This window comes from Bacillus sp. Bwzl_19 (genome assembly GCF_054900515.1).
Genome location: NZ_CM142729.1, coordinates 1642816 through 1662217 on the forward strand (window position 1 = coordinate 1642816; position 19402 = coordinate 1662217).

Here is a 19402-nt window from a genome sequence, read left to right on the forward strand (position 1 = left end):
AATATGACAAACAGATGGTTTAATGTAGGCAAAATTGTAAATACCCACGGCATTAAAGGCGAAGTGCGGGTTATTTCTAAAACGGACTTTGCCGAAGAACGGTACAAGCCCGGCAGTACGCTCTATTTGTTTGCGGAAGGAGCCGCGGAGCCTGTTAAAGTAACGGTCAACACCCACAGGCTTCACAAACAGTTTCATCTGCTGCAATTCAAAGAAATGCCGAGCCTCAATGAAGTCGAGCACCTAAGAAACATGATCATCAAAGTCCCTGAAGAAGACTTGGGAGAGCTTGAAGAAGACGAATTTTATTTTCATGAAATCATCGGCTGCGAAGTTGTATCAGAGGACGGGGAACTGATCGGCACAGTAAAGGAAATCTTGACGCCCGGAGCTAATGACGTATGGGTAGTTGCGAGAAAAGGAAAAAAAGATGCGCTCATTCCGTATATTGCTTCTGTGGTAAAGGATATTAATATAAATGAGAAGAAAATTATGATTCATGTAATGGAAGGGTTAATAGACGAATGAAAATCGACTTTTTAACACTGTTTCCCGAAATGTTTCAAGGGGTGCTCGGCTCATCCATCCTGCAAAAAGCACAGGAAAAAGAGGCGGTTCGTTTTGACGTCATCAATTTCCGCGCTTTTTCGGATAATAAACACCAAACGGTTGATGATTACCCGTACGGCGGGGGAGCCGGGATGGTGTTAAAGCCGCAGCCCGTATTTGATGCCGTTGAAAAGCTGACAGCCGATACGGACGCCAAACCGCGCATTATTCTCGTCTGCCCGCAGGGTGAACGTTTTACTCAGAAGAAAGCCGAGGAGCTGGCGGAAGAGGAACATTTGATGTTTATCTGCGGACATTACGAAGGGTATGATGAACGGATCCGGGAACACCTTGTCACTGATGAAATCTCCATCGGGGATTTTGTGCTGACCGGGGGAGAGCTCCCCGCGATGATGATTGCCGACAGCGTTGTCAGGCTTTTGCCGGGCGTCCTGGGAAAAGAAGCATCTCACATGGAGGATTCCTTCAGCACGGGGCTTTTAGAGCATCCGCATTATACAAGGCCGGCAGATTATAAAGGCTTAAAAGTGCCTGAGACCCTTCTGTCCGGAAACCATGCCAAAATAAACGAATGGCGCAATAAAGAATCAATCAGAAGAACCTTTTTAAGACGTCCGGATCTTCTTGAAAACTATCCTCTTACTGATGAGCAAAGAAAATGGATTTCCGAGTGGGAAAACGAATAGATTCTATTGCGCGGGCAGTGAAGATATGATAAGATACTACTTGTGGCTTAAGAGGGCTTATCCTTCAAAAGCTTGAAAACGATGTTCCGCTGTGCCTTGCAGTTGTGGCTAAGAGCATCTGTTGGAAGGAGTTGAAAACGATGCAAAAACTAATTCAAGATATCACAAAAGAACAGCTTCGCACTGATCTTCCTGCGTTCCGTCCTGGTGACACTTTACGTGTACACGTAAAAGTTGTTGAGGGTAACCGTGAGCGTATCCAGATCTTTGAAGGTGTTGTGATCAAGCGTCGTGGTGGTGGAATCAGCGAAACGTTCACAGTTCGTAAGATTTCTTACGGTGTTGGCGTTGAACGTACATTCCCTGTACACACACCAAAAATCGCGAAAATCGAAGTTGTACGTTACGGTAAAGTACGTCGCGCTAAGCTTTACTACCTGCGTGAACTTCGCGGAAAAGCGGCTCGTATTAAAGAAATCAGACGATAATGATAACGAACGAAAAGAGCTTGTTACCCGTAACAGGCTCTTTTTTTATATGAAATTTGTAAAAGCAGAACAAGCAACGTAAAATACATAAGAGATCACCGGAACATACGGTTCCGGCAAATAAGGCAGGTGTCTAAGTCACATGACCATTCAATGGTTCCCGGGCCATATGGCTAAAGCGAGACGGGAAGTAACAGAGAAACTGAAATTAATTGATATCGTATACGAATTGGTGGATGCAAGAATACCGATGTCATCGAGAAATCCGATGATTGAGGAGATTTTAAAAGATAAGCCGCGCATTATGCTTTTAAACAAAGCCGATAAGGCGGATGCGGCTGTGACTGCCCAGTGGAAGGACCATTTTCAGGAACAGGGCATTCCCTCTCTTTCAATAAACTCCGTTAACGGGCAGGGACTGCATCAAATCGTCCCGTCCTCGAAAGAGCTTCTGAAAGATAAGTTCGATAAAATGAAAGCAAAAGGCATAAGGCCAAGAGCCATCCGCGCATTAATCATCGGTATTCCGAACGTAGGGAAATCTACGCTCATCAACCGGCTGGCCAAAAAAAACATTGCCAAGACGGGAGACAGGCCCGGCATTACCACTTCACAGCAGTGGGTAAAGGTAGGCAAGGAATTAGAGCTGCTCGATACACCGGGAATTTTATGGCCTAAATTTGAAGATGAGCTTGTTGGCTTGCGCCTGGCGATCACCGGGGCGATTAAAGATACTATTATCAACCTGCAGGATGTGGCCGTCTTCGGACTGCGCTTTCTGGAAGAGCATTATCCTGACCGCTTAAAGGAGCGCTACGGACTTCAGGAAATCCCTGAAGACATTGCCGCCCTATTTGACGCGATCGGTGAAAAACGCGGCTGTTTGATGGGCGGCGGGCTGGTTGACTATGATAAAACCACAGAAGTCATCATTCGGGACATCCGGACGGAAAAATTCGGCAGGCTTTCGTTTGAAACACCATCAGAATAAAGACGCGCAGCGATGCGGGTCTTTATTTTTTCCGCAGAATACCGATATACATAATGTAAGGGAGAAGAGAACGTGAATACATTAACCGTAAAAAGCGTAAAAGAACGCCTGCAAGAGGTCAGGGACGAAAGCGACCCTTTCCTTGCCCAATGTGAAAAAGATCCGAGAAAAAGCGTACAGACGCTTTTAGAGCAATGGCTGAAAAAGCATGCGAAGGAAAAAGCTCTTAAAGAGCAGTGGCTGAACATGACGGCATACGAAAGACTGTCATACAAAAAGGGCTTCCGCCTGATTGCTGGTGTTGACGAAGCGGGAAGAGGGCCGCTTGCCGGACCGGTTGTCGCCGGCGCTGTCATTTTGCCGGCACAGTGCGAAATTCTCGGTCTCACGGACTCGAAGAAATTATCGGAAAAGAAGCTCGAGGAGTATTACACCCGGATCACGGAAGAAGCGGCGGCTATAGGAGTCGGCATTGTCCATGCGGATGTTATTGACCGAATCAACATTTATGAGGCGGCAAGACTGGCGATGGTAAAAGCGGTCAATGCTTTAGCGGAAACACCAGATTATCTGCTTGCAGATGCCATGACGCTTCCGCTTGACATTCCGCAGTCATCTGTCATAAAAGGGGATGCCAAAAGCGTATCAATTGCCGCCGGAGCCTGCATAGCAAAAGTAACGCGGGATCGTCTCATGGCTGAATACGCCAAAACCTATCCCATGTACGGCTTTGAAAAAAATAAAGGCTACGGAACGAAAGAACATCTTGAAGCTCTTCAGGCATACGGACCGACAAATATTCACCGAAAAACGTTCGCTCCCGTTCAATCTTATTGTTAGAAAAGAGGCGTAAGACATGAACATAAGCGGCGAAATCCAAGCGGCTTTCAGACAGCTGATAACAGAAACCTCTCCGGAAAGGCAAGACGGCAGCAAAGACAGCGGTACCCAAAGGCTGCTGTTAGGGAAGGTTCTCCGCTTGTTGGATGATCAAAGCGCCCTTATCCAAATCGGCGGCCGGACGATGCAGGGAAAGCTTGAAACTGCCCTCCGGCCGCAGGCGTATTACTGGTTTTCTTATGAAAAGCAGCCGGCTGAAAAAACGGGCCGGCTTCATGTCGTTGACCAATTCGAAGGAAGCCCGAAAACCGTTCAAGAAGCGGCGGGAAGACTGCTGAACGCCCTTTCCGTCAAACCGGGACCGGTGTCTCAGCATATTGCCGAAACGTTTATGCATCAGAAACTGCCGATGACGGAAAACAGCCTCAAAGCCTGTATCCGCTGGGCTGAATCGCTCCCGGCAGCCGAATTGAAAAAAGCGGCAGAAACTATTGTATTTGCACTTAAACGGGAACTGCCCGCGCATCCGGAAGTCTTGTCAGCCATTCATGCCGTCAAATACCCGTTTCCGACCCGCCGCCTTCTATCAGGACTGCTTCAGGCAATCAATCAGGCTCCGCAATCGGCAAAAGAGCTGTCTGTGCTTAAAGAGGCGGTTTCTGACGTGTTAGACGCGGAAACAGATCTTCATGCAGAACGTCTCTTGAAGAAGCTTGCTTCGGCCGCGCGCATGCCGATTTCAGAAACCGGGCTGACAGAAGAAGGAGAAGGGACAGAATTAAAACAATCACCATTTGTCCGAGTGACTCGTGAAAACGGAAAGACAGCCCCGAGCCAGCCTTCTCTTCCGAATGCCAGGACGGATACGGAACTGCCTGAAAAAGAGGCAAAACAGATTATCGAAAAATTAATGGCATCAGCCGAAAAGAATGAAAACCGCCCCGTAAAAGAAACGGCGGACATCATCAAGGCTTTTATTTCGCAAGAAAAAACATCCAAAACAGCACCTGTTCTTCAAAAAGCACAACTGACAGAACAGGAGACGGCTGTTTTCGAAAAAGCTGTCCAGCTTACCGAACTGAAATATACGGAAAAACATGATGTATTAAGCCTTTTGCAGAGAATCAAAAAAGGGCTGGGCACCCGTGATGAATTATCATTCATTACAGCGCTTGAAAAGGGAATGTCTCCGCAGCCGGAGAAACAAGCGCTGAAAACGGCCCTCCAGGCTGTCCGGACGCTTCAAGAAGCACCCCAAGCCGTTAAACAAGAGGCAGAACCGCTTATTCATAAATTAAACGGCCAACTGTTTATTGAGCAGCATAACCCTTCTTTTACGCAGATGGTGCTGTCATTTCCATTGGGAGCGTCCGCATATGAGAATGATATTACAGTTCTTTTTAAAGGACGGAAGAAGCCGGACGGAAAACTCGATCCGTCACATTGCAGGCTCCTGTTTTTACTGCATCTTGAAACGCTGCAAGAAACCGTCGTGGACTGTATGATTCAGCAAAATGTAATGACCATTACAGTTGAGACCGATTTTGAACTTCAGGCGGCCATCGACCCTCTCGTGCCGGCTTTGAAAGAAGCCGTAAAAGAAACGGGCTTCAGCCTGTCAGGCATCACGGCAAAAAAACGGCGTCCGAAAGACCAGAGCGCTCTTGTGGATGAGTTTATGGAAAAAGACGGCGGACGAAAAGTGGATGTGAAAGTATGAAAGAGCAGACTCGGTTAAGAAGAGCTGTCGCCCTGCATTACGACCGGCAGAAAGATCAAGCCCCGAAGGTTATCGCAACAGGCAGGGGGCATGTGGCGGAAAATATCATAAAAGAAGCTGAGAAGGCGGGGGTCCCGATTCAGGAAGACAGGACCCTTGTCGAATTAATGCGGCATTTGACGGTCGACGATCAGATACCGGAAGCGCTTTATGAAACCGTCGCTGAAATTTTTTCATTTGTTTACCGGCTGGATGAAAGCCTGAAAAACGAAAAATAAGGATCAATCATTTCCCAGACTCCGTTTAAATTTATATTTTCAATAAAATAAAAGTTAGAATGTTTGGAAGGATATAAAGATTTTGTTTTGAACCCTAGACAATTCTTCCAGTATTATATAGAATGAAAGCGCAGTCTATTTTTAGTTTTGCTACATAAGTTAGGAGGATGGGAAATGAATATCCATGAGTACCAGGGAAAAGAAGTCCTCAGAAAATACGGGGTGTCTGTTCCTGAAGGTAAAGTGGCTTTTACAGCAGAGGAAGCAGTTGAAAAAGCAGAGAGCCTGTCAAGCTCGGTTTATGTCGTAAAGGCGCAAATCCATGCTGGCGGCCGCGGCAAAGCTGGTGGGGTAAAGATTGCAAAAACAACGGATGAAGTGAAGGAGTATGCCGAAGAACTGTTAGGCAAGACGCTCGTCACACATCAAACGGGTCCGGACGGACAAGTAATAAAACGCTTACTTATTGAAGAAGGCTGCGATATTAAAAAGGAATACTACGTCGGGCTTGTACTTGACCGCGCCACTTCAAGAATCGTTTTAATGGCGTCTGAAGAAGGCGGAACGGAAATTGAAGAAGTAGCGGAAAAAACACCTGAAAAAATTAAAAAAGCGGTTATTGATCCGGCTGTAGGCCTTCAGGGCTATCAAGCGAGGGAGATTGCATTCGCAATTAACATCCCGAAAGAGCTTGTCGGCAAAGCCGCTAAATTTATGCTCGGACTATATAAAGCATTTGTTGAGAAGGACTGCTCCATCGCCGAGATCAACCCTCTCGTCGTCACGGGAGACGGAAACGTCATGGCGCTTGATGCTAAGCTGAACTTCGACAGTAATGCGTTATACAGACAAAAAGACATTATGGAATACAGAGATTTAGATGAAGAAGATCCGAAAGAAATCGAAGCCTCAAAATACGATTTAAGCTACATTTCCCTTGATGGAAATATCGGCTGTATGGTAAACGGCGCGGGTCTTGCAATGTCTACAATGGATATCATTAAACACTACGGCGGAGAACCTGCAAACTTCCTGGATGTCGGGGGCGGCGCAACCGCTGAAAAAGTTACGGAAGCTTTTAAAATCATTCTTTCCGATCAAAACGTAAAAGGAATTTTCGTTAATATTTTCGGCGGCATCATGAAGTGTGATGTCATTGCCGAAGGCGTTGTTGAAGCGACGAGACAAGTCGGATTGACATTGCCGCTGGTCGTGCGCCTTGAAGGGACAAACGTAGATTTAGGAAAGAAAATCCTGAATGAATCAGGCTTAAATATCACATCTGCGGAATCAATGGCAGACGGCGCGCAGAAAATCGTATCCTTAGTTTAGGAAAGAATGAAAGGCAGGGGACCAGATAATGAGTGTTTTTATCAATAAAGATACAAGAGTTATTGTACAGGGGATTACAGGTTCTACCGCTTTATTTCATACAAAGCAGATGCTGGAATACGGCACGAATATCGTTGGCGGTGTAACACCTGGAAAAGGCGGAACTGAAGCGGAAGGCGTGCCGGTATTCAATACGGTCGCAGAAGCGGTTCACACAACGGGCGCTGATGCGTCAGTCATTTATGTGCCGGCTCCGTTTGCGGCAGACGCAATTATGGAAGCGGTTGACGCGGAAATTGATCTTGTCATTTGTATCACTGAGCACATTCCGGTTTTGGACATGGTGAAAGTGAAACGCTTTATGGAAGGCAAGAAAACGAGATTAATAGGGCCGAACTGCCCGGGTGTTATTACGCCTGAAGAATGTAAGATCGGCATTATGCCGGGATACATTCATAAGAAGGGGCATGTAGGCGTTGTATCCCGTTCAGGAACATTGACATACGAGGCTGTCCATCAGCTTTCAGAAGCCGGCGTAGGCCAATCTACCGCTGTAGGTATCGGCGGCGACCCGGTCAACGGCACGAACTTTATTGACGTGTTAAAAGCATTCAATGAAGATCCTGAAACACACGCCGTCATCATGATCGGAGAAATCGGCGGCACAGCTGAAGAGGAAGCGGCTGAGTGGGTGAAAGCGAACATGACAAAGCCTGTTGTCGGCTTTATCGGCGGTAAAACTGCCCCTCCTGGAAAACGCATGGGCCATGCGGGCGCCATCATCTCCGGAGGAAAAGGCACGGCAGAAGAAAAAGTCAAAACGATGAACGCCTGCGGGATTGAAGTGGCGGAAACCCCTTCTGTAATGGGTGAAACACTGATTAAGGTGTTGAAAGAAAAAGGCTTATTTGAAACGTGCAAAACTCACTGATCAAAGCAGGGGCAGCCGTAACGGCTGTTCCTGTTTTTGCTGTACAAAAGAGGAGGTTGCCAGATTTGGATCAAGCGTCGCGCTGTTTAATGGTCTGCAGTATCAATCAAATCATTTCCCCGTCTCTTCTATTAAAATGGTGGAAAGCTGATCACTCTCTGTCTTTTTTACGAGATCCGCATCCATTAACTGTTTTGTCAGAAGGGAAAACAGCTCCGAAAGCAATTTTTCGAGAAATAGAGCGCAAGGAACCGGAACTTGATAAAGTTCTGTCCGATTACCGCCGAGAAGGCAGTACTGTCATCCCGATTTCATCAAGCCGCTATCCTTCATGGCTTAAAACAATTTATGATCCGCCGGCTGTCTTGTTTGCAAAAGGGCATACGTCACTTCTTGAAAAAGGCAGAAAAATAGGGATTGTAGGAACGCGGAAACCGACGGAAGACGGAATAAAAGCGGTTGGGCATCTTACCGCTGAACTCTCAAAAAAAGGCTGGGTCATAGTAAGCGGGCTGGCATCCGGCATAGACGGATTGTCTCATAAGGCGAGCATCAGGGCAAAAGGGCTTACGATCGGCGTAATAGCCGGCGGATTCCATCATATCTATCCCCGGGAAAATCTCCTGTTAGCAGAATATATGGCTGAACATCATCTCCTACTCTCAGAACATCCTCCTGAAACAAAGCCGAAAAAGTGGCATTTTCCGATGAGAAACCGCATAATCAGCGGATTAAGTGAAGGAATTGTAGTTGTGCAGGGAAAAGAAAAAAGCGGTTCATTAATCACGGCTTATCAAGCCCTTGATCAAGGGAGAGAGGTATTTGCCGTTCCCGGTTCCATTTTTAATCCATATTCCGGAGGACCTATAAAACTCATTCAAGAAGGGGCGAAAGCGGTATTATGCGCAGAGGATATTGACGGAGAGCTGACCGCCCGAGGCGTTCAGTATACGGAACCCTTTTGAAATATCGTTTGACAAACGGTATTGTAATATTTAATAATAGTGAGGATTTAAAGTTGCACATTATTTTCATGTATAAAATGACGTTCATCATAAAGAATGAAATGTTGAAAGCCATAAAAAGGCAGCTCTAAAATGAATTGATACTTGAAAAGAGAGAGAACACCTCTTGAGGGGGATGAAAATGTCTGATTATCTAGTCATCGTGGAATCGCCGGCAAAGGCGAAAACGATTGAACGTTATTTAGGGAAAAAATATAAAGTCAAAGCTTCAATGGGACATGTCCGGGATCTTCCAAAAAGTCAAATGGGAGTTGACATCGAACAGAACTTTGAACCGAAATATATTACGATCCGCGGGAAAGGCCCTGTTTTAAAAGAATTAAAAACAGCGGCCAAGAAAGCAAAAAAAGTCTATCTCGCGGCCGACCCCGACAGAGAAGGGGAAGCGATTGCATGGCATCTCGCGCACAGCCTTGATCTGGATCTAAGCTCGGACTGCCGGGTCGTCTTTAATGAAATAACAAAAGACGCCATTAAAGAATCATTTAAACATCCGCGCATGATCAATATGGATCTTGTCGATGCGCAGCAGGCGCGCCGCATATTAGACAGACTCGTCGGATACAAAATCAGTCCGATTCTTTGGAAAAAAGTAAAAAAAGGCCTCAGTGCGGGCCGTGTGCAATCCGTTGCGCTCCGGCTGATCATCGACCGGGAAAAGGAAATCAACGACTTTAAACCTGAAGAGTACTGGACGATTACCGGCTCATTTTTAAAAGGAAAAGAGACGTTTGAAGCCGGCTTTTTCGGAAAAAACGGCAAAAAGCTTCCTTTAAAAAGCGAAGAAGACGTGAAAGCTGTTCTTGCTGAGCTGAAAGGCAATAAGTATACGGTAGACAAGGTTACGAAAAAAGAACGTAAACGAAATCCCGCTCTGCCGTTTACAACGTCCACCCTGCAGCAGGAGGCTGCAAGGAAACTGAATTTCAGAGCGAAGAAAACGATGATGATCGCTCAGCAGTTATATGAAGGAATTGATCTCGGCAAAGAAGGAACAGTCGGGCTCATCACGTATATGAGAACGGACTCAACGCGGATTTCCAACACAGCCGTTGAAGAAGCGTCAGCTTTTATTGATCAGGCATACGGAAAAGAGTACTTAGCGGGAAAACGGAAAGCGGCAAAGAAAAATGAAAACGCACAAGATGCCCACGAAGCGATCCGTCCGACTTCAGTACTCAGAAAACCTGCCGAGTTAAAAGCGGTGCTTGGAAGAGACCAGCTCAGATTATACAAGCTGATTTGGGAGCGCTTTGTTGCAAGTCAGATGGCGCCAGCCGTTCTGGATACGATGAGTGTTGATCTCAGCAATAACGGATTGACATTCCGGGCAAACGGCAGTAAAGTCAAATTCGCCGGCTTCATGAAAGTCTATGTAGAGGGTAAAGACGATCAGCTGGAAGAAAAAGACCGCATGCTTCCGGACCTTAAAGAGGGAGACACGGTTTTATCCAAAGATATTGAGCCTGAGCAGCACTTTACTCAGCCGCCTCCGCGTTACACAGAGGCGCGCTTGGTTAAAACCCTTGAAGAACTGGGTATCGGCCGTCCTTCAACGTATGCGCCGACTCTTGACACCATCCAGCGCCGCGGTTACGTGGCACTAGACAATAAACGGTTTGTGCCGACTGAGCTAGGGCAGATCGTGCTGGATCTGATCATGGAGTTTTTCCCGGAAATCATAAACGTTGAATTCACGGCAAAAATGGAAAGAGATCTTGACCATGTTGAAGACGGCGAGACAGAATGGGTTCAAATCATTGACAGCTTCTATACCGACTTTGAAAAGCGCGTGAAAAAAGCGGAAGCCGAAATGAAAGAAGTGGAAATTGAACCTGAATACGCGGATGAAGATTGTGAGTTATGCGGCTCCCGGATGGTTTACAAAATGGGCCGGTACGGGAAATTCATGGCGTGCTCCAACTTCCCTGACTGCCGGAATACCAAGCCGATAGTCAAACAAATCGGCGTTAAATGTCCTAAATGCCATGAAGGAAACATTGTCGAACGAAAATCAAAAAAGAAACGCGTTTTTTACGGCTGTGACCGTTATCCAGAATGCGACTTCGTATCTTGGGACAAACCGATTGAACGAAAATGCCCGAAATGTGAAAATATGCTCGTAGAGAAAAAGCTTAAAAAAGGCATACAAGTCCAATGCGTCGAATGCGATTATAAGGAAGAACCACAGAAGTAGCGGTGAGCAGAGCCTTGCTCACCTTCTTTGTGTGGAAGGGACAAACAACAGGAGATGAAAAGAAATGAACCAGCAAACAGTAAATGTAATCGGAGCGGGCCTAGCCGGAAGTGAAGCGGCATGGCAGCTTGCAAAACGAGGAATTCAAGTAAAGCTATATGAAATGCGGCCCGTAAAGCAGACGGCAGCCCATCATACTGACAAATTCGCGGAACTGGTATGCAGCAACTCATTGCGTTCAAATACGCTCGCCAATGCGGTAGGCGTATTAAAAGAAGAAATGCGGGCGCTTGACTCAGCAATCATTCAATCTGCTGATAAGTGCTCGGTTCCGGCAGGGGGAGCGCTTGCCGTTGACCGCCATGAATTTGCGCAAAGCGTGACGGATCTTGTGAAAAACCATCCGAACGTAACGGTTCTTCACGAGGAAGTAACTGAGATTCCGGAAGGCCCGACAGTTATCGCGACCGGTCCGCTTACGTCAGAATCGCTTTCACAGCAGCTGAAAGAGCTCACAGGAGAAGAATATCTGTATTTTTATGACGCGGCGGCGCCGATTGTTGAAAAAGACAGCCTTGATATGGATAAAGTGTACTTAAAATCCCGTTATGACAAGGGAGAAGCGGCATACTTAAACTGCCCGATGACTGAGGAAGAGTTTGACCGTTTCCATGAAGCGCTGACGACGGCTGAGACGGTTCCGTTAAAAGAATTCGAGAAAGAAATCTTCTTTGAAGGCTGCATGCCGATTGAAGTCATGGCGAAAAGAGGCAAGAAAACGATGCTGTTCGGACCGATGAAACCGGTCGGACTGGAAGATCCTAAAACAGGCAAGCGGCCTTATGCAGTCGTTCAGCTCAGACAGGACGACGCGGCGGGAACGCTTTATAATATTGTAGGTTTTCAGACACATTTAAAATGGGGAGATCAAAAAGAAGTGCTTAAACTGATCCCGGGCCTTGAAAATGTTGACATCGTCAGATACGGCGTTATGCACAGAAACACATTTATCAACTCGCCGAGCCTCTTGAATCCGACATATCAATTTAAACAGCGGAACGACCTGTTTTTCGCGGGCCAAATGACCGGCGTAGAGGGTTATGTTGAATCTGCTGCGTCAGGTCTTGTAGCGGGAATCAATGCAGCCAAACTTGTTCTCGGTCAGGACCTTGTGACATTCCCGCAGGAGACGGCGATCGGAAGCATGGCTCACTACATTACGACGACAAACCAGAAGAACTTCCAGCCGATGAATGCAAACTTCGGCTTATTAAAAGAATTGCCTGTTAAAATTAAAAACAAAAAAGAACGAAACGAAGAATACGCTAAACGCGCAATTGAGACTATTCAAACTATTTCGAAAACGATATAGCTTTTCATTGCAACTTCAATGCATAATATGATACCATTTAAAAGCCCTTCGGAGAGGGAGGTCTTCATAATGGCTGAGAATGTTAACTTTTTTTTAAAGTTATTCGTTGAATATTTACAAATTGAAAAAAATTATTCACAATATACTATTGTGAATTATGTTAATTCGATTGAAGAATTTGGGATGTTTCTGCATGCTCAAAATATAAATGGATTGAATGAAGCTGCATATCATGATGTGAGAATATTTTTGACAGAAGCTTATGAAAAAGGCCTGTCAAGAAAAACAATCAGCAAGAAAATTTCAGCTTTGAGAAGCTTCTATAAATTTTTAATGAGGGAAAAGCTTGTTGAAGAGAATCCGTTTCAGCTTGTTCATCTGCCGAAACAAGAGAAACGGATTCCGAAGTTTCTTTATGAAAAAGAACTTGAGGAACTATTCGCTGTTTCAGACAGAAGTCAGCCGTCAGGGATGCGCGATCAGGCCTTGCTTGAGCTTCTTTATGCGACCGGAATGAGGGTCAGTGAGTGCTGTACGCTCACTGTCAGTGATCTTGACCTGTTCATGGATACGGTGCTCGTTCACGGGAAAGGCAGGAAGCAGCGCTACATCCCGTTCGGCTCATATGCCCGTGATGCGCTGGAGCTGTATATCAACAGCGGCAGACAGTGCCTGCTTGAAAAAGCAAAAGAGCCTCATGATGTGCTGTTTGTCAATCAAAGAGGCGGTCCGCTTACCGCCAGAGGAATCCGGTATATTTTAAGCGGGCTTGTAAAAAAGGCATCCGGCACTTTACATATACACCCGCATATGCTTCGGCACACGTTTGCGACCCATCTGCTGAATGAAGGGGCTGATTTAAGAAGCGTTCAGGAACTTCTGGGCCATTCCAATCTGTCTTCTACACAGATATACACGCATGTATCGAAGGAAATGCTGAGAAACACATATATGTCCCACCATCCGAGAGCTTTTAAAGAAAATTAAAAGGAGGCCCTTCTCATGTCATCTTTTCATGCGACAACGATTTTTGCCGTCCAGCATAAAGGAAAAAGCGCTATGTCAGGAGACGGCCAGGTCACATTCGGTCAGGCTGTAGTCATGAAGCATACTGCCAGAAAAGTGAGAAAGCTGTTTAACGGAAAGGTTCTTGCCGGCTTTGCAGGATCTGTTGCAGACGCTTTCACACTTTTTGAAATGTTTGAGGCGAAGCTTGAAGAATACAACGGCAATTTAAAACGTGCGTCGGTTGAGCTTGCGAAAGAATGGCGCAGCGATAAAGTGCTGCGCAAGCTGGAAGCCATGCTGATTGTCATGAACCAGGATACCTTGCTTCTCGTATCGGGAACAGGTGAAGTGATTGAGCCGGATGACGGCATTATGGCGATCGGCTCCGGCGGAAACTACGCCCTGTCAGCAGGAAGAGCGCTGAAAACCTATGCCGGAGAGAACCTGTCCGCCAAAGATATTGCACATGCCGCTTTGAAAATCGCGGGCGAGATTTGTGTGTACACAAACGATCAGATCATTTTGGAAGAACTTGAATAGAAAGGACTTGAGGCGCATGGAAAACAAACCGTTAACACCGAGACAAATTGTAGATCGGTTGGATCAATACATTGTAGGACAGCAGGATGCGAAAAAAGCTGTCGCCGTGGCATTAAGAAACCGCTATCGCAGAAGTCTTCTTGATGAAAAACTGAGAGATGAGATCGTTCCCAAAAACATTCTGATGATGGGCCCGACCGGGGTGGGGAAAACAGAGATCGCCAGACGGATCGCCAAGCTTACCGGTGCGCCATTTATAAAAATTGAAGCGACAAAATTTACAGAAGTCGGCTATGTAGGCAGAGATGTCGAATCAATGGTCAGAGACCTCGTTGAGACATCAGTGCGGCTCATTAAAGAAGAAAAAATCAGCGAAGTAAAAGAACAGGCTGAAGAAAATGCAAACAAACGTATTGTGCGGCTTCTCGTACCGGGAAAGAAAAAACAAGCGGGAGTGAAAAACCCGTTTGAAATGCTTTTCGGGGGAGGCCAGCCGACAAACGATGATGAAGCCGATCAGCAGGAAGAAGCTAGTCTTGAAGAAAAAAGAAAACGCATGGCGCATCAGCTCGCATTGGGAGAGCTCGAAGACCATTACGTTTCCGTAGAGGTGGAAGAGCAGCAGCCGTCGATGTTTGACATGCTGCAAGGCTCGGGTATGGAGCAGATGGGCATGAATATGCAGGATGCGCTGAGCAATCTGGTGCCCAAAAAGAAAAAGCGCCGTAAAATGACGGTCAGAGAGGCTAGGAAGGTTCTGACCAATGAAGAGGCAGGCAAATTAATTGATATGGATGAAGTCAGCCAGGAGGCTGTGTTAAGAGCTGAAGAGGGCGGCATCATCTTTATTGACGAAATAGATAAGATTGCTAAAAACGGAGGAGCTTCTTCCTCAGCCGATGTATCGAGAGAGGGTGTGCAAAGGGATATCCTCCCGATTGTCGAAGGTTCTACCGTCGTCACGAAATACGGCTCCGTCAAAACAGATCACGTGCTGTTTATAGCCGCCGGAGCATTCCATATGGCCAAACCGTCCGATCTGATTCCGGAGCTGCAGGGCCGCTTTCCGATTCGTGTAGAATTGAGCAAGCTGACGGTGGATGATTTTGTGAAGATTCTCGTGGAACCCGATAACGCGCTGTTAAAACAATATCAGGCTTTATTGCAGACAGAAGGTATATCTCTTGAATTTTCTGACGAAGCTATTCGTAAGATCGCCGAAGTGGCTTATCATGTGAATCAGGATACGGATAACATCGGAGCGAGAAGGCTTCACACGATATTGGAAAGGCTGTTGGAAGACCTGTCGTTTGAAGCGCCGGACGTGACGATGGAAAAAGTCGCCATCACGCCGCAATACGTTGAAGAAAAGCTCGGAACGATTGCAAACAACAAAGATCTAAGTCAATTTATATTGTGAAAATTTAATAAGAGGAATTCTAGGAGGATTATTTAACATGGCTTTACTACAAAAAACACGAATTATTAACAGCATGTTGCAGGCTGCGGCAGGCAAACCCGTAAACTTTAAAGAAATGGCTGAAACGCTTCGTGATGTCATTGATTCTAATATTTTCGTCGTCAGCCGCAGAGGAAAGCTTTTAGGCTACTCTATTAATCAGCAGATCGAAAATGACCGCATGAAAAAAATGCTGGAAGACCGCCAGTTCCCGGAAGAGTACACGAAAAATCTGTTCAACGTTCCGGAGACGTCTTCAAACCTTGATATCAACAGTGAATACACGGCATTTCCTGTTGAAAACAGAGACCTGTTCCAGGCAGGCTTAACGACGATTGTCCCGATTATCGGCGGAGGCGAGCGTCTGGGCACATTGATTCTGTCCCGTCTGCAGGATCAATTTGAAGATGATGATCTCATTCTTGCTGAATACGGAGCAACCGTTGTAGGAATGGAGATTTTAAGAGAAAAAGCGGAAGAAATCGAAGAAGAAGCACGAAGCAAAGCAGTCGTTCAAATGGCGATCAGTTCTCTGTCTTACAGTGAACTTGAAGCGATTGAGCATATCTTTGAAGAACTTGACGGAAACGAAGGCTTGCTTGTGGCAAGTAAGATTGCGGACCGTGTGGGCATTACGCGTTCAGTAATCGTTAACGCGCTGAGAAAGCTGGAAAGCGCCGGCGTCATTGAATCCAGATCACTGGGAATGAAGGGAACTTACATTAAAGTTCTGAACAACAAATTCCTTATTGAATTGGAAAATCTTAAATCACATTAAACCAAAAGCAGGATCCCCTGAAAATGGGGGTCCTGCTTTTTTTATGAACAATGGGTGAAAAGTTGCAATTTAAAGTTGATTATTGGAATCTGATCTGAGATAATCCATCTTGCTGTGTGAAAAAAGGGGAAAATACAGAAATTGAGCTATTTTCAGTCTTATATTAAACAAATGCTTGTAGTACAAATACTCTAGGACTTAATACCTACTTACAAAATAGATATAATTGAGCACTTTTTTTTAGCCTAACTTCATAGACTTTAAGCCTGTTATTTCTTACAATAAGCATATGGTTTTACAATTATCGACAAGGATTTTTAGGAGAAAAATATCTGAAATGGAGGTAAGTGGATTTGGACTTATTTTCTGGAACTATACAAAATCTTGAGAATGCCTTGGGGAGAGCGGACATTAAGCAAAAAGTCATAACTAACAATATCGCCAATATAGATACACCGAACTATAAGGCAAAAAAAGTCTCTTTCCGAAATTTGTTAGATCAGGAAACATCTAATCTTGAGGCTGTAAAAACCGACTATCGGCACGTTGACTTTACGGATTCGGGGGCCGATTATTCCATTGTGTCCAGCGGTGATACATCGTACCAGCAAAACGGAAACAATGTGGATATAGACAAAGAAATGACAGATTTAGCCGAAAACCAAATTAATTATCAGGCTTTGGTTGAAAGAATGAGCGGCAAATTCAATTCCCTGAAAACCGTCTTGACAGGAGGAAAATAATGAGTGGCTTTCAAAGCTTAAATATTTCCGGCTCTGCTTTAACCGCACAGCGTGTCCGGATGGACGTCGTATCGTCCAATCTGGCCAATATGGATACAACGAGAGCGAAGCAGGTAAATGGCGAGTGGGTGCCTTACAGAAGAAAGCTCGTATCTCTCCAATCCGGAGGCGAATCATTTTCGTCCCTTTTAAATTCCAAGATGAACGGAATCGGAAGCGCGGGAAATGGCGTAAAAGTATCCGCGGTTACGGAAGACCCATCCGCTTTTAATCTTGTTTACGACCCGGAAAATCCGGATGCGAATAAAGACGGATATGTACAAAAACCAAATGTAGACCCATTAAAGGAAATGGTGGATCTTGTCAGCAGCACGAGATCATATGAAGCAAACGTGACGGCATTGAACGCCTCCAAAGGCATGCTTTTAAAGGCTTTAGAAATCGGAAAGTAAGGTGATGTAAGTGGTTAACGCTATTACTCCTTTTCAGCTTCAACAAACGCAAAACACTCAAAACGTAACGAATCAATTAAACCAAACGCAAAAAACTGATTCTTCAAACCAAACAAGCTTTTCGGAGCTTTTAAAAAACTCAATTGATTCGTTAAATGAGTCACAAGTAAAATCTGACCAAATAACGAACGAACTGGCTGCAGGAAAGGATGTAAACCTTGACGAGGTCATGATCACTGCCCAAAAAGCAAATATTTCTCTGACGGCCGCTACCGAATTCCGCAATAAAGCCGTGGAAGCCTATCAGGAAATCATGAGAATGCAGATGTAGTGGTCAGATTGAAGAGAATGACTGGAATGACCGGGGGTTAACATGAATCGTACTCTAATGCAAATGAAAACCAAAACGTCAGCGTTTTGGAATAACAGATCAAAAACACAGAAGATACTCATGGTAAGCGGCTTGGCCGCATTCATAATTTTACTCATCGTCGTTATTATTTTTACTTCGTCTGAAAAGATGGTGCCTCTTTATAAAGATTTGTCCGCGGAAGAAGCGGGGCAGATTAAAGAGGAGCTCGATACGAAAAAAGTGTCTTCTGAACTTGCAGACGGCGGCACGGTCATTATGGTTCCTGAGAGCCAAGTGGATTCGCTTAAAGTCCAGCTTGCCGCGGAAGGCCTGCCGAAAACGGGATCAATTGATTATTCGTTTTTCGGAAAAAATGCAGGCTTCGGCCTGACAGATAATGAGTTTGACGTTTTAAAGGTTGATGCGACTCAGACTGAATTGTCAAACCTGATAAATGAAATGGACGGTATTAAAAGCTCGAAAGTCATGATCAATATGCCGAAAGAAGCCGTGTTTGTCGGTGAAGATCAGCCGGAAGCATCCGCATCGATCGTTTTGCAGATAAAACCGGGCTACTCACTTGATCAAAGCCAGATCAACGGGCTGTACCATCTTGTTTCTAAAAGCGTCCCGAACTTAAAAGAAGATAATATCGTCATAATGGACCAAAACTCTACATACTATGACAAAAGTGACAGCGGTGCAGGGTCCGTTTCTGACAGTTATGCTTCTCAGCAGGGTATTAAGTCGCAGGTCGAAAAGGACATTCAAAAACATGTTCAGTCACTGCTCGGCACAATGATGGGGCAGGATAAAGTCGTTGTATCCGTTACGGCTGATATTGACTTTACGAAAGAAAAACGCACTGAAGACATCGTCGAGCCTGTCGATAAAGATAACATGGAAGGCATAGCGATAAGCGCCGAAAAAGTGGCGGAAACGTATAAAGGCGACGGAGCAGCCAACGGCGGCACGGCCGGAACGGGAAGCAATGACACCGCAAACTATGCAGCGGCCAACGGCGGTTCAAACAGCGGAGACTACGAAAAAAGCAGCAATAAAATCAACTATGAAGTCAACCGCATTCATAAAGAAATTGCGGAAAGCCCATATAAAGTGCGCGATTTAGGCATTCAGGTCATGGTGGAGCCGCCGAATCCGAAAAATGCCGCGTCTTTAACAGCTCAAAGACAGGCTGATATTCAAAAGATTTTAGGAACCGTCGTCAGAACGTCTCTTGATAAAAATGAGGCGCAAAATCAAAAACTGACGAACAATGATATCAACAACAAAATCGTCGTATCGGTTCAGCCGTTTGACGGAAAAGTCAGCACGAATACTGCGTCGGCAAACTCATCAGGTCTCCCGATCTGGGTATACATTACAGGCGGCGTACTGCTTGCGGCCATTATTCTGCTTATTATTCTTCTCATCAGAAAGAAACGCTCACAAGAAGATGAGTATGAAGAATACGAATATGAAACACCGCCGGAGCCGGTTCGATTGCCTGATATTAACGAAGAGCAAAATGAAACGGAAGAAACAGTCAGACGAAAACAGCTTGAAAAAATGGCTAAAGAAAAACCGGAAGACTTTGCAAAATTGCTTCGAAGCTGGCTGGACGAGGATTAGGGGGAATG

Annotated in this window: 20 protein-coding genes; all 20 read left to right on the forward strand. The window is 45.5% G+C overall.

The genetic code is table 11. The annotated features are described in order from the left end of the window. Nucleotides 1-3: 3 nt before the first annotated feature. The 20 genes from rimM to fliF all read left to right on the forward strand — a co-directional run bounded on the left by rimM (nt 4) and on the right by fliF (nt 19394). Nucleotides 4-528 (forward strand): ribosome maturation factor RimM, encoded by a 525-nt coding sequence (rimM, locus tag ACW5MY_RS08675; protein ID WP_462061845.1) that lies wholly within the window; start codon nt 4-6, stop codon nt 526-528. Next, nucleotides 525-1256 (forward strand): tRNA (guanosine(37)-N1)-methyltransferase TrmD, encoded by a 732-nt coding sequence (gene trmD / locus ACW5MY_RS08680; RefSeq protein ID WP_013352239.1) that lies wholly within the window; start codon nt 525-527, stop codon nt 1254-1256. Before rimM ends, trmD begins: the two co-directional genes overlap by 4 nt. A gap of 140 nt (nt 1257-1396) precedes the next feature. After that, on the forward strand, nt 1397-1744 hold the full coding sequence (rplS, locus tag ACW5MY_RS08685) for a 50S ribosomal protein L19 (protein WP_003154288.1): 348 nt from the start codon (nt 1397-1399) through the stop codon (nt 1742-1744). Nucleotides 1745-1886: 142 nt separating this feature from the next. Then, nucleotides 1887-2735 (forward strand): ribosome biogenesis GTPase YlqF, encoded by an 849-nt coding sequence (ylqF, locus tag ACW5MY_RS08690; RefSeq protein WP_013352240.1) that lies wholly within the window; start codon nt 1887-1889, stop codon nt 2733-2735. A gap of 72 nt (nt 2736-2807) precedes the next feature. Further along, nucleotides 2808-3575, forward strand: a complete 768-nt coding sequence (locus ACW5MY_RS08695) for a ribonuclease HII (protein ID WP_013352241.1) — start codon at nt 2808-2810, stop codon at nt 3573-3575. Between the two features lie 16 nt (nt 3576-3591). Then, on the forward strand, nt 3592-5295 hold the full coding sequence (locus ACW5MY_RS08700) for a hypothetical protein (RefSeq protein WP_014470403.1): 1704 nt from the start codon (nt 3592-3594) through the stop codon (nt 5293-5295). Beyond that, on the forward strand, nt 5292-5573 hold the full coding sequence (locus ACW5MY_RS08705) for a FlhB-like flagellar biosynthesis protein (protein WP_013352243.1): 282 nt from the start codon (nt 5292-5294) through the stop codon (nt 5571-5573). The genes ACW5MY_RS08700 and ACW5MY_RS08705 overlap by 4 nt, the downstream gene beginning before the upstream one ends. A 174-nt stretch (nt 5574-5747) precedes the next feature. Beyond that, nucleotides 5748-6905, forward strand: coding sequence for an ADP-forming succinate--CoA ligase subunit beta (gene sucC, locus ACW5MY_RS08710; RefSeq protein WP_013352244.1), 1158 nt, complete (start codon nt 5748-5750; stop codon nt 6903-6905). 28 nt (nt 6906-6933) lie between these two features. Then, nucleotides 6934-7836: a succinate--CoA ligase subunit alpha gene (gene sucD / locus ACW5MY_RS08715; RefSeq protein ID WP_003154281.1), complete on the forward strand. Its 903-nt coding sequence runs from the start codon at nt 6934-6936 to the stop codon at nt 7834-7836. Between the two features lie 65 nt (nt 7837-7901). Next, on the forward strand, nt 7902-8801 hold the full coding sequence (gene dprA / locus ACW5MY_RS08720) for a DNA-processing protein DprA (protein ID WP_013352246.1): 900 nt from the start codon (nt 7902-7904) through the stop codon (nt 8799-8801). Between the two features lie 181 nt (nt 8802-8982). After that, nucleotides 8983-11058, forward strand: coding sequence for a type I DNA topoisomerase (topA, locus tag ACW5MY_RS08725; protein ID WP_014470402.1), 2076 nt, complete (start codon nt 8983-8985; stop codon nt 11056-11058). A 64-nt stretch (nt 11059-11122) separates the two neighbouring features. Further along, nucleotides 11123-12430, forward strand: a complete 1308-nt coding sequence (gene trmFO, locus ACW5MY_RS08730; protein ID WP_013352248.1) for an FADH(2)-oxidizing methylenetetrahydrofolate--tRNA-(uracil(54)-C(5))-methyltransferase TrmFO — start codon at nt 11123-11125, stop codon at nt 12428-12430. Nucleotides 12431-12499: 69 nt separating this feature from the next. Then, a complete protein-coding gene (gene xerC / locus ACW5MY_RS08735) occupies nt 12500-13417 on the forward strand; it encodes a tyrosine recombinase XerC (RefSeq protein WP_013352249.1) in 918 nt (305 codons plus the stop codon). A 15-nt stretch (nt 13418-13432) separates the two neighbouring features. Next, entirely contained in the window at nt 13433-13978 is a 546-nt protein-coding gene (hslV, locus tag ACW5MY_RS08740; protein ID WP_013352250.1) for an ATP-dependent protease subunit HslV, read from the forward strand. Nucleotides 13979-13994: 16 nt separating this feature from the next. Continuing rightward, nucleotides 13995-15398, forward strand: a complete 1404-nt coding sequence (gene hslU, locus ACW5MY_RS08745; protein WP_014470401.1) for an HslU--HslV peptidase ATPase subunit — start codon at nt 13995-13997, stop codon at nt 15396-15398. Nucleotides 15399-15435: 37 nt separating this feature from the next. Further along, nucleotides 15436-16215: a GTP-sensing pleiotropic transcriptional regulator CodY gene (gene codY / locus ACW5MY_RS08750; protein ID WP_013352252.1), complete on the forward strand. Its 780-nt coding sequence runs from the start codon at nt 15436-15438 to the stop codon at nt 16213-16215. A 353-nt stretch (nt 16216-16568) separates the two neighbouring features. After that, the gene (gene flgB, locus ACW5MY_RS08755; RefSeq protein WP_013352253.1) at nt 16569-16958 is read left to right on the forward strand and encodes a flagellar basal body rod protein FlgB; all 390 of its coding nucleotides are present in this window, start codon (nt 16569-16571) and stop codon (nt 16956-16958) included. Beyond that, entirely contained in the window at nt 16958-17410 is a 453-nt protein-coding gene (flgC, locus tag ACW5MY_RS08760) for a flagellar basal body rod protein FlgC (protein ID WP_013352254.1), read from the forward strand. Before flgB ends, flgC begins: the two co-directional genes overlap by 1 nt. Nucleotides 17411-17420: 10 nt before the next feature. After that, nucleotides 17421-17741, forward strand: a complete 321-nt coding sequence (gene fliE / locus ACW5MY_RS08765; RefSeq protein ID WP_289394347.1) for a flagellar hook-basal body complex protein FliE — start codon at nt 17421-17423, stop codon at nt 17739-17741. A 42-nt stretch (nt 17742-17783) separates the two neighbouring features. After that, entirely contained in the window at nt 17784-19394 is a 1611-nt protein-coding gene (gene fliF / locus ACW5MY_RS08770) for a flagellar basal-body MS-ring/collar protein FliF (protein ID WP_013352255.1), read from the forward strand. Nucleotides 19395-19402: the final 8 nt, after the last annotated feature.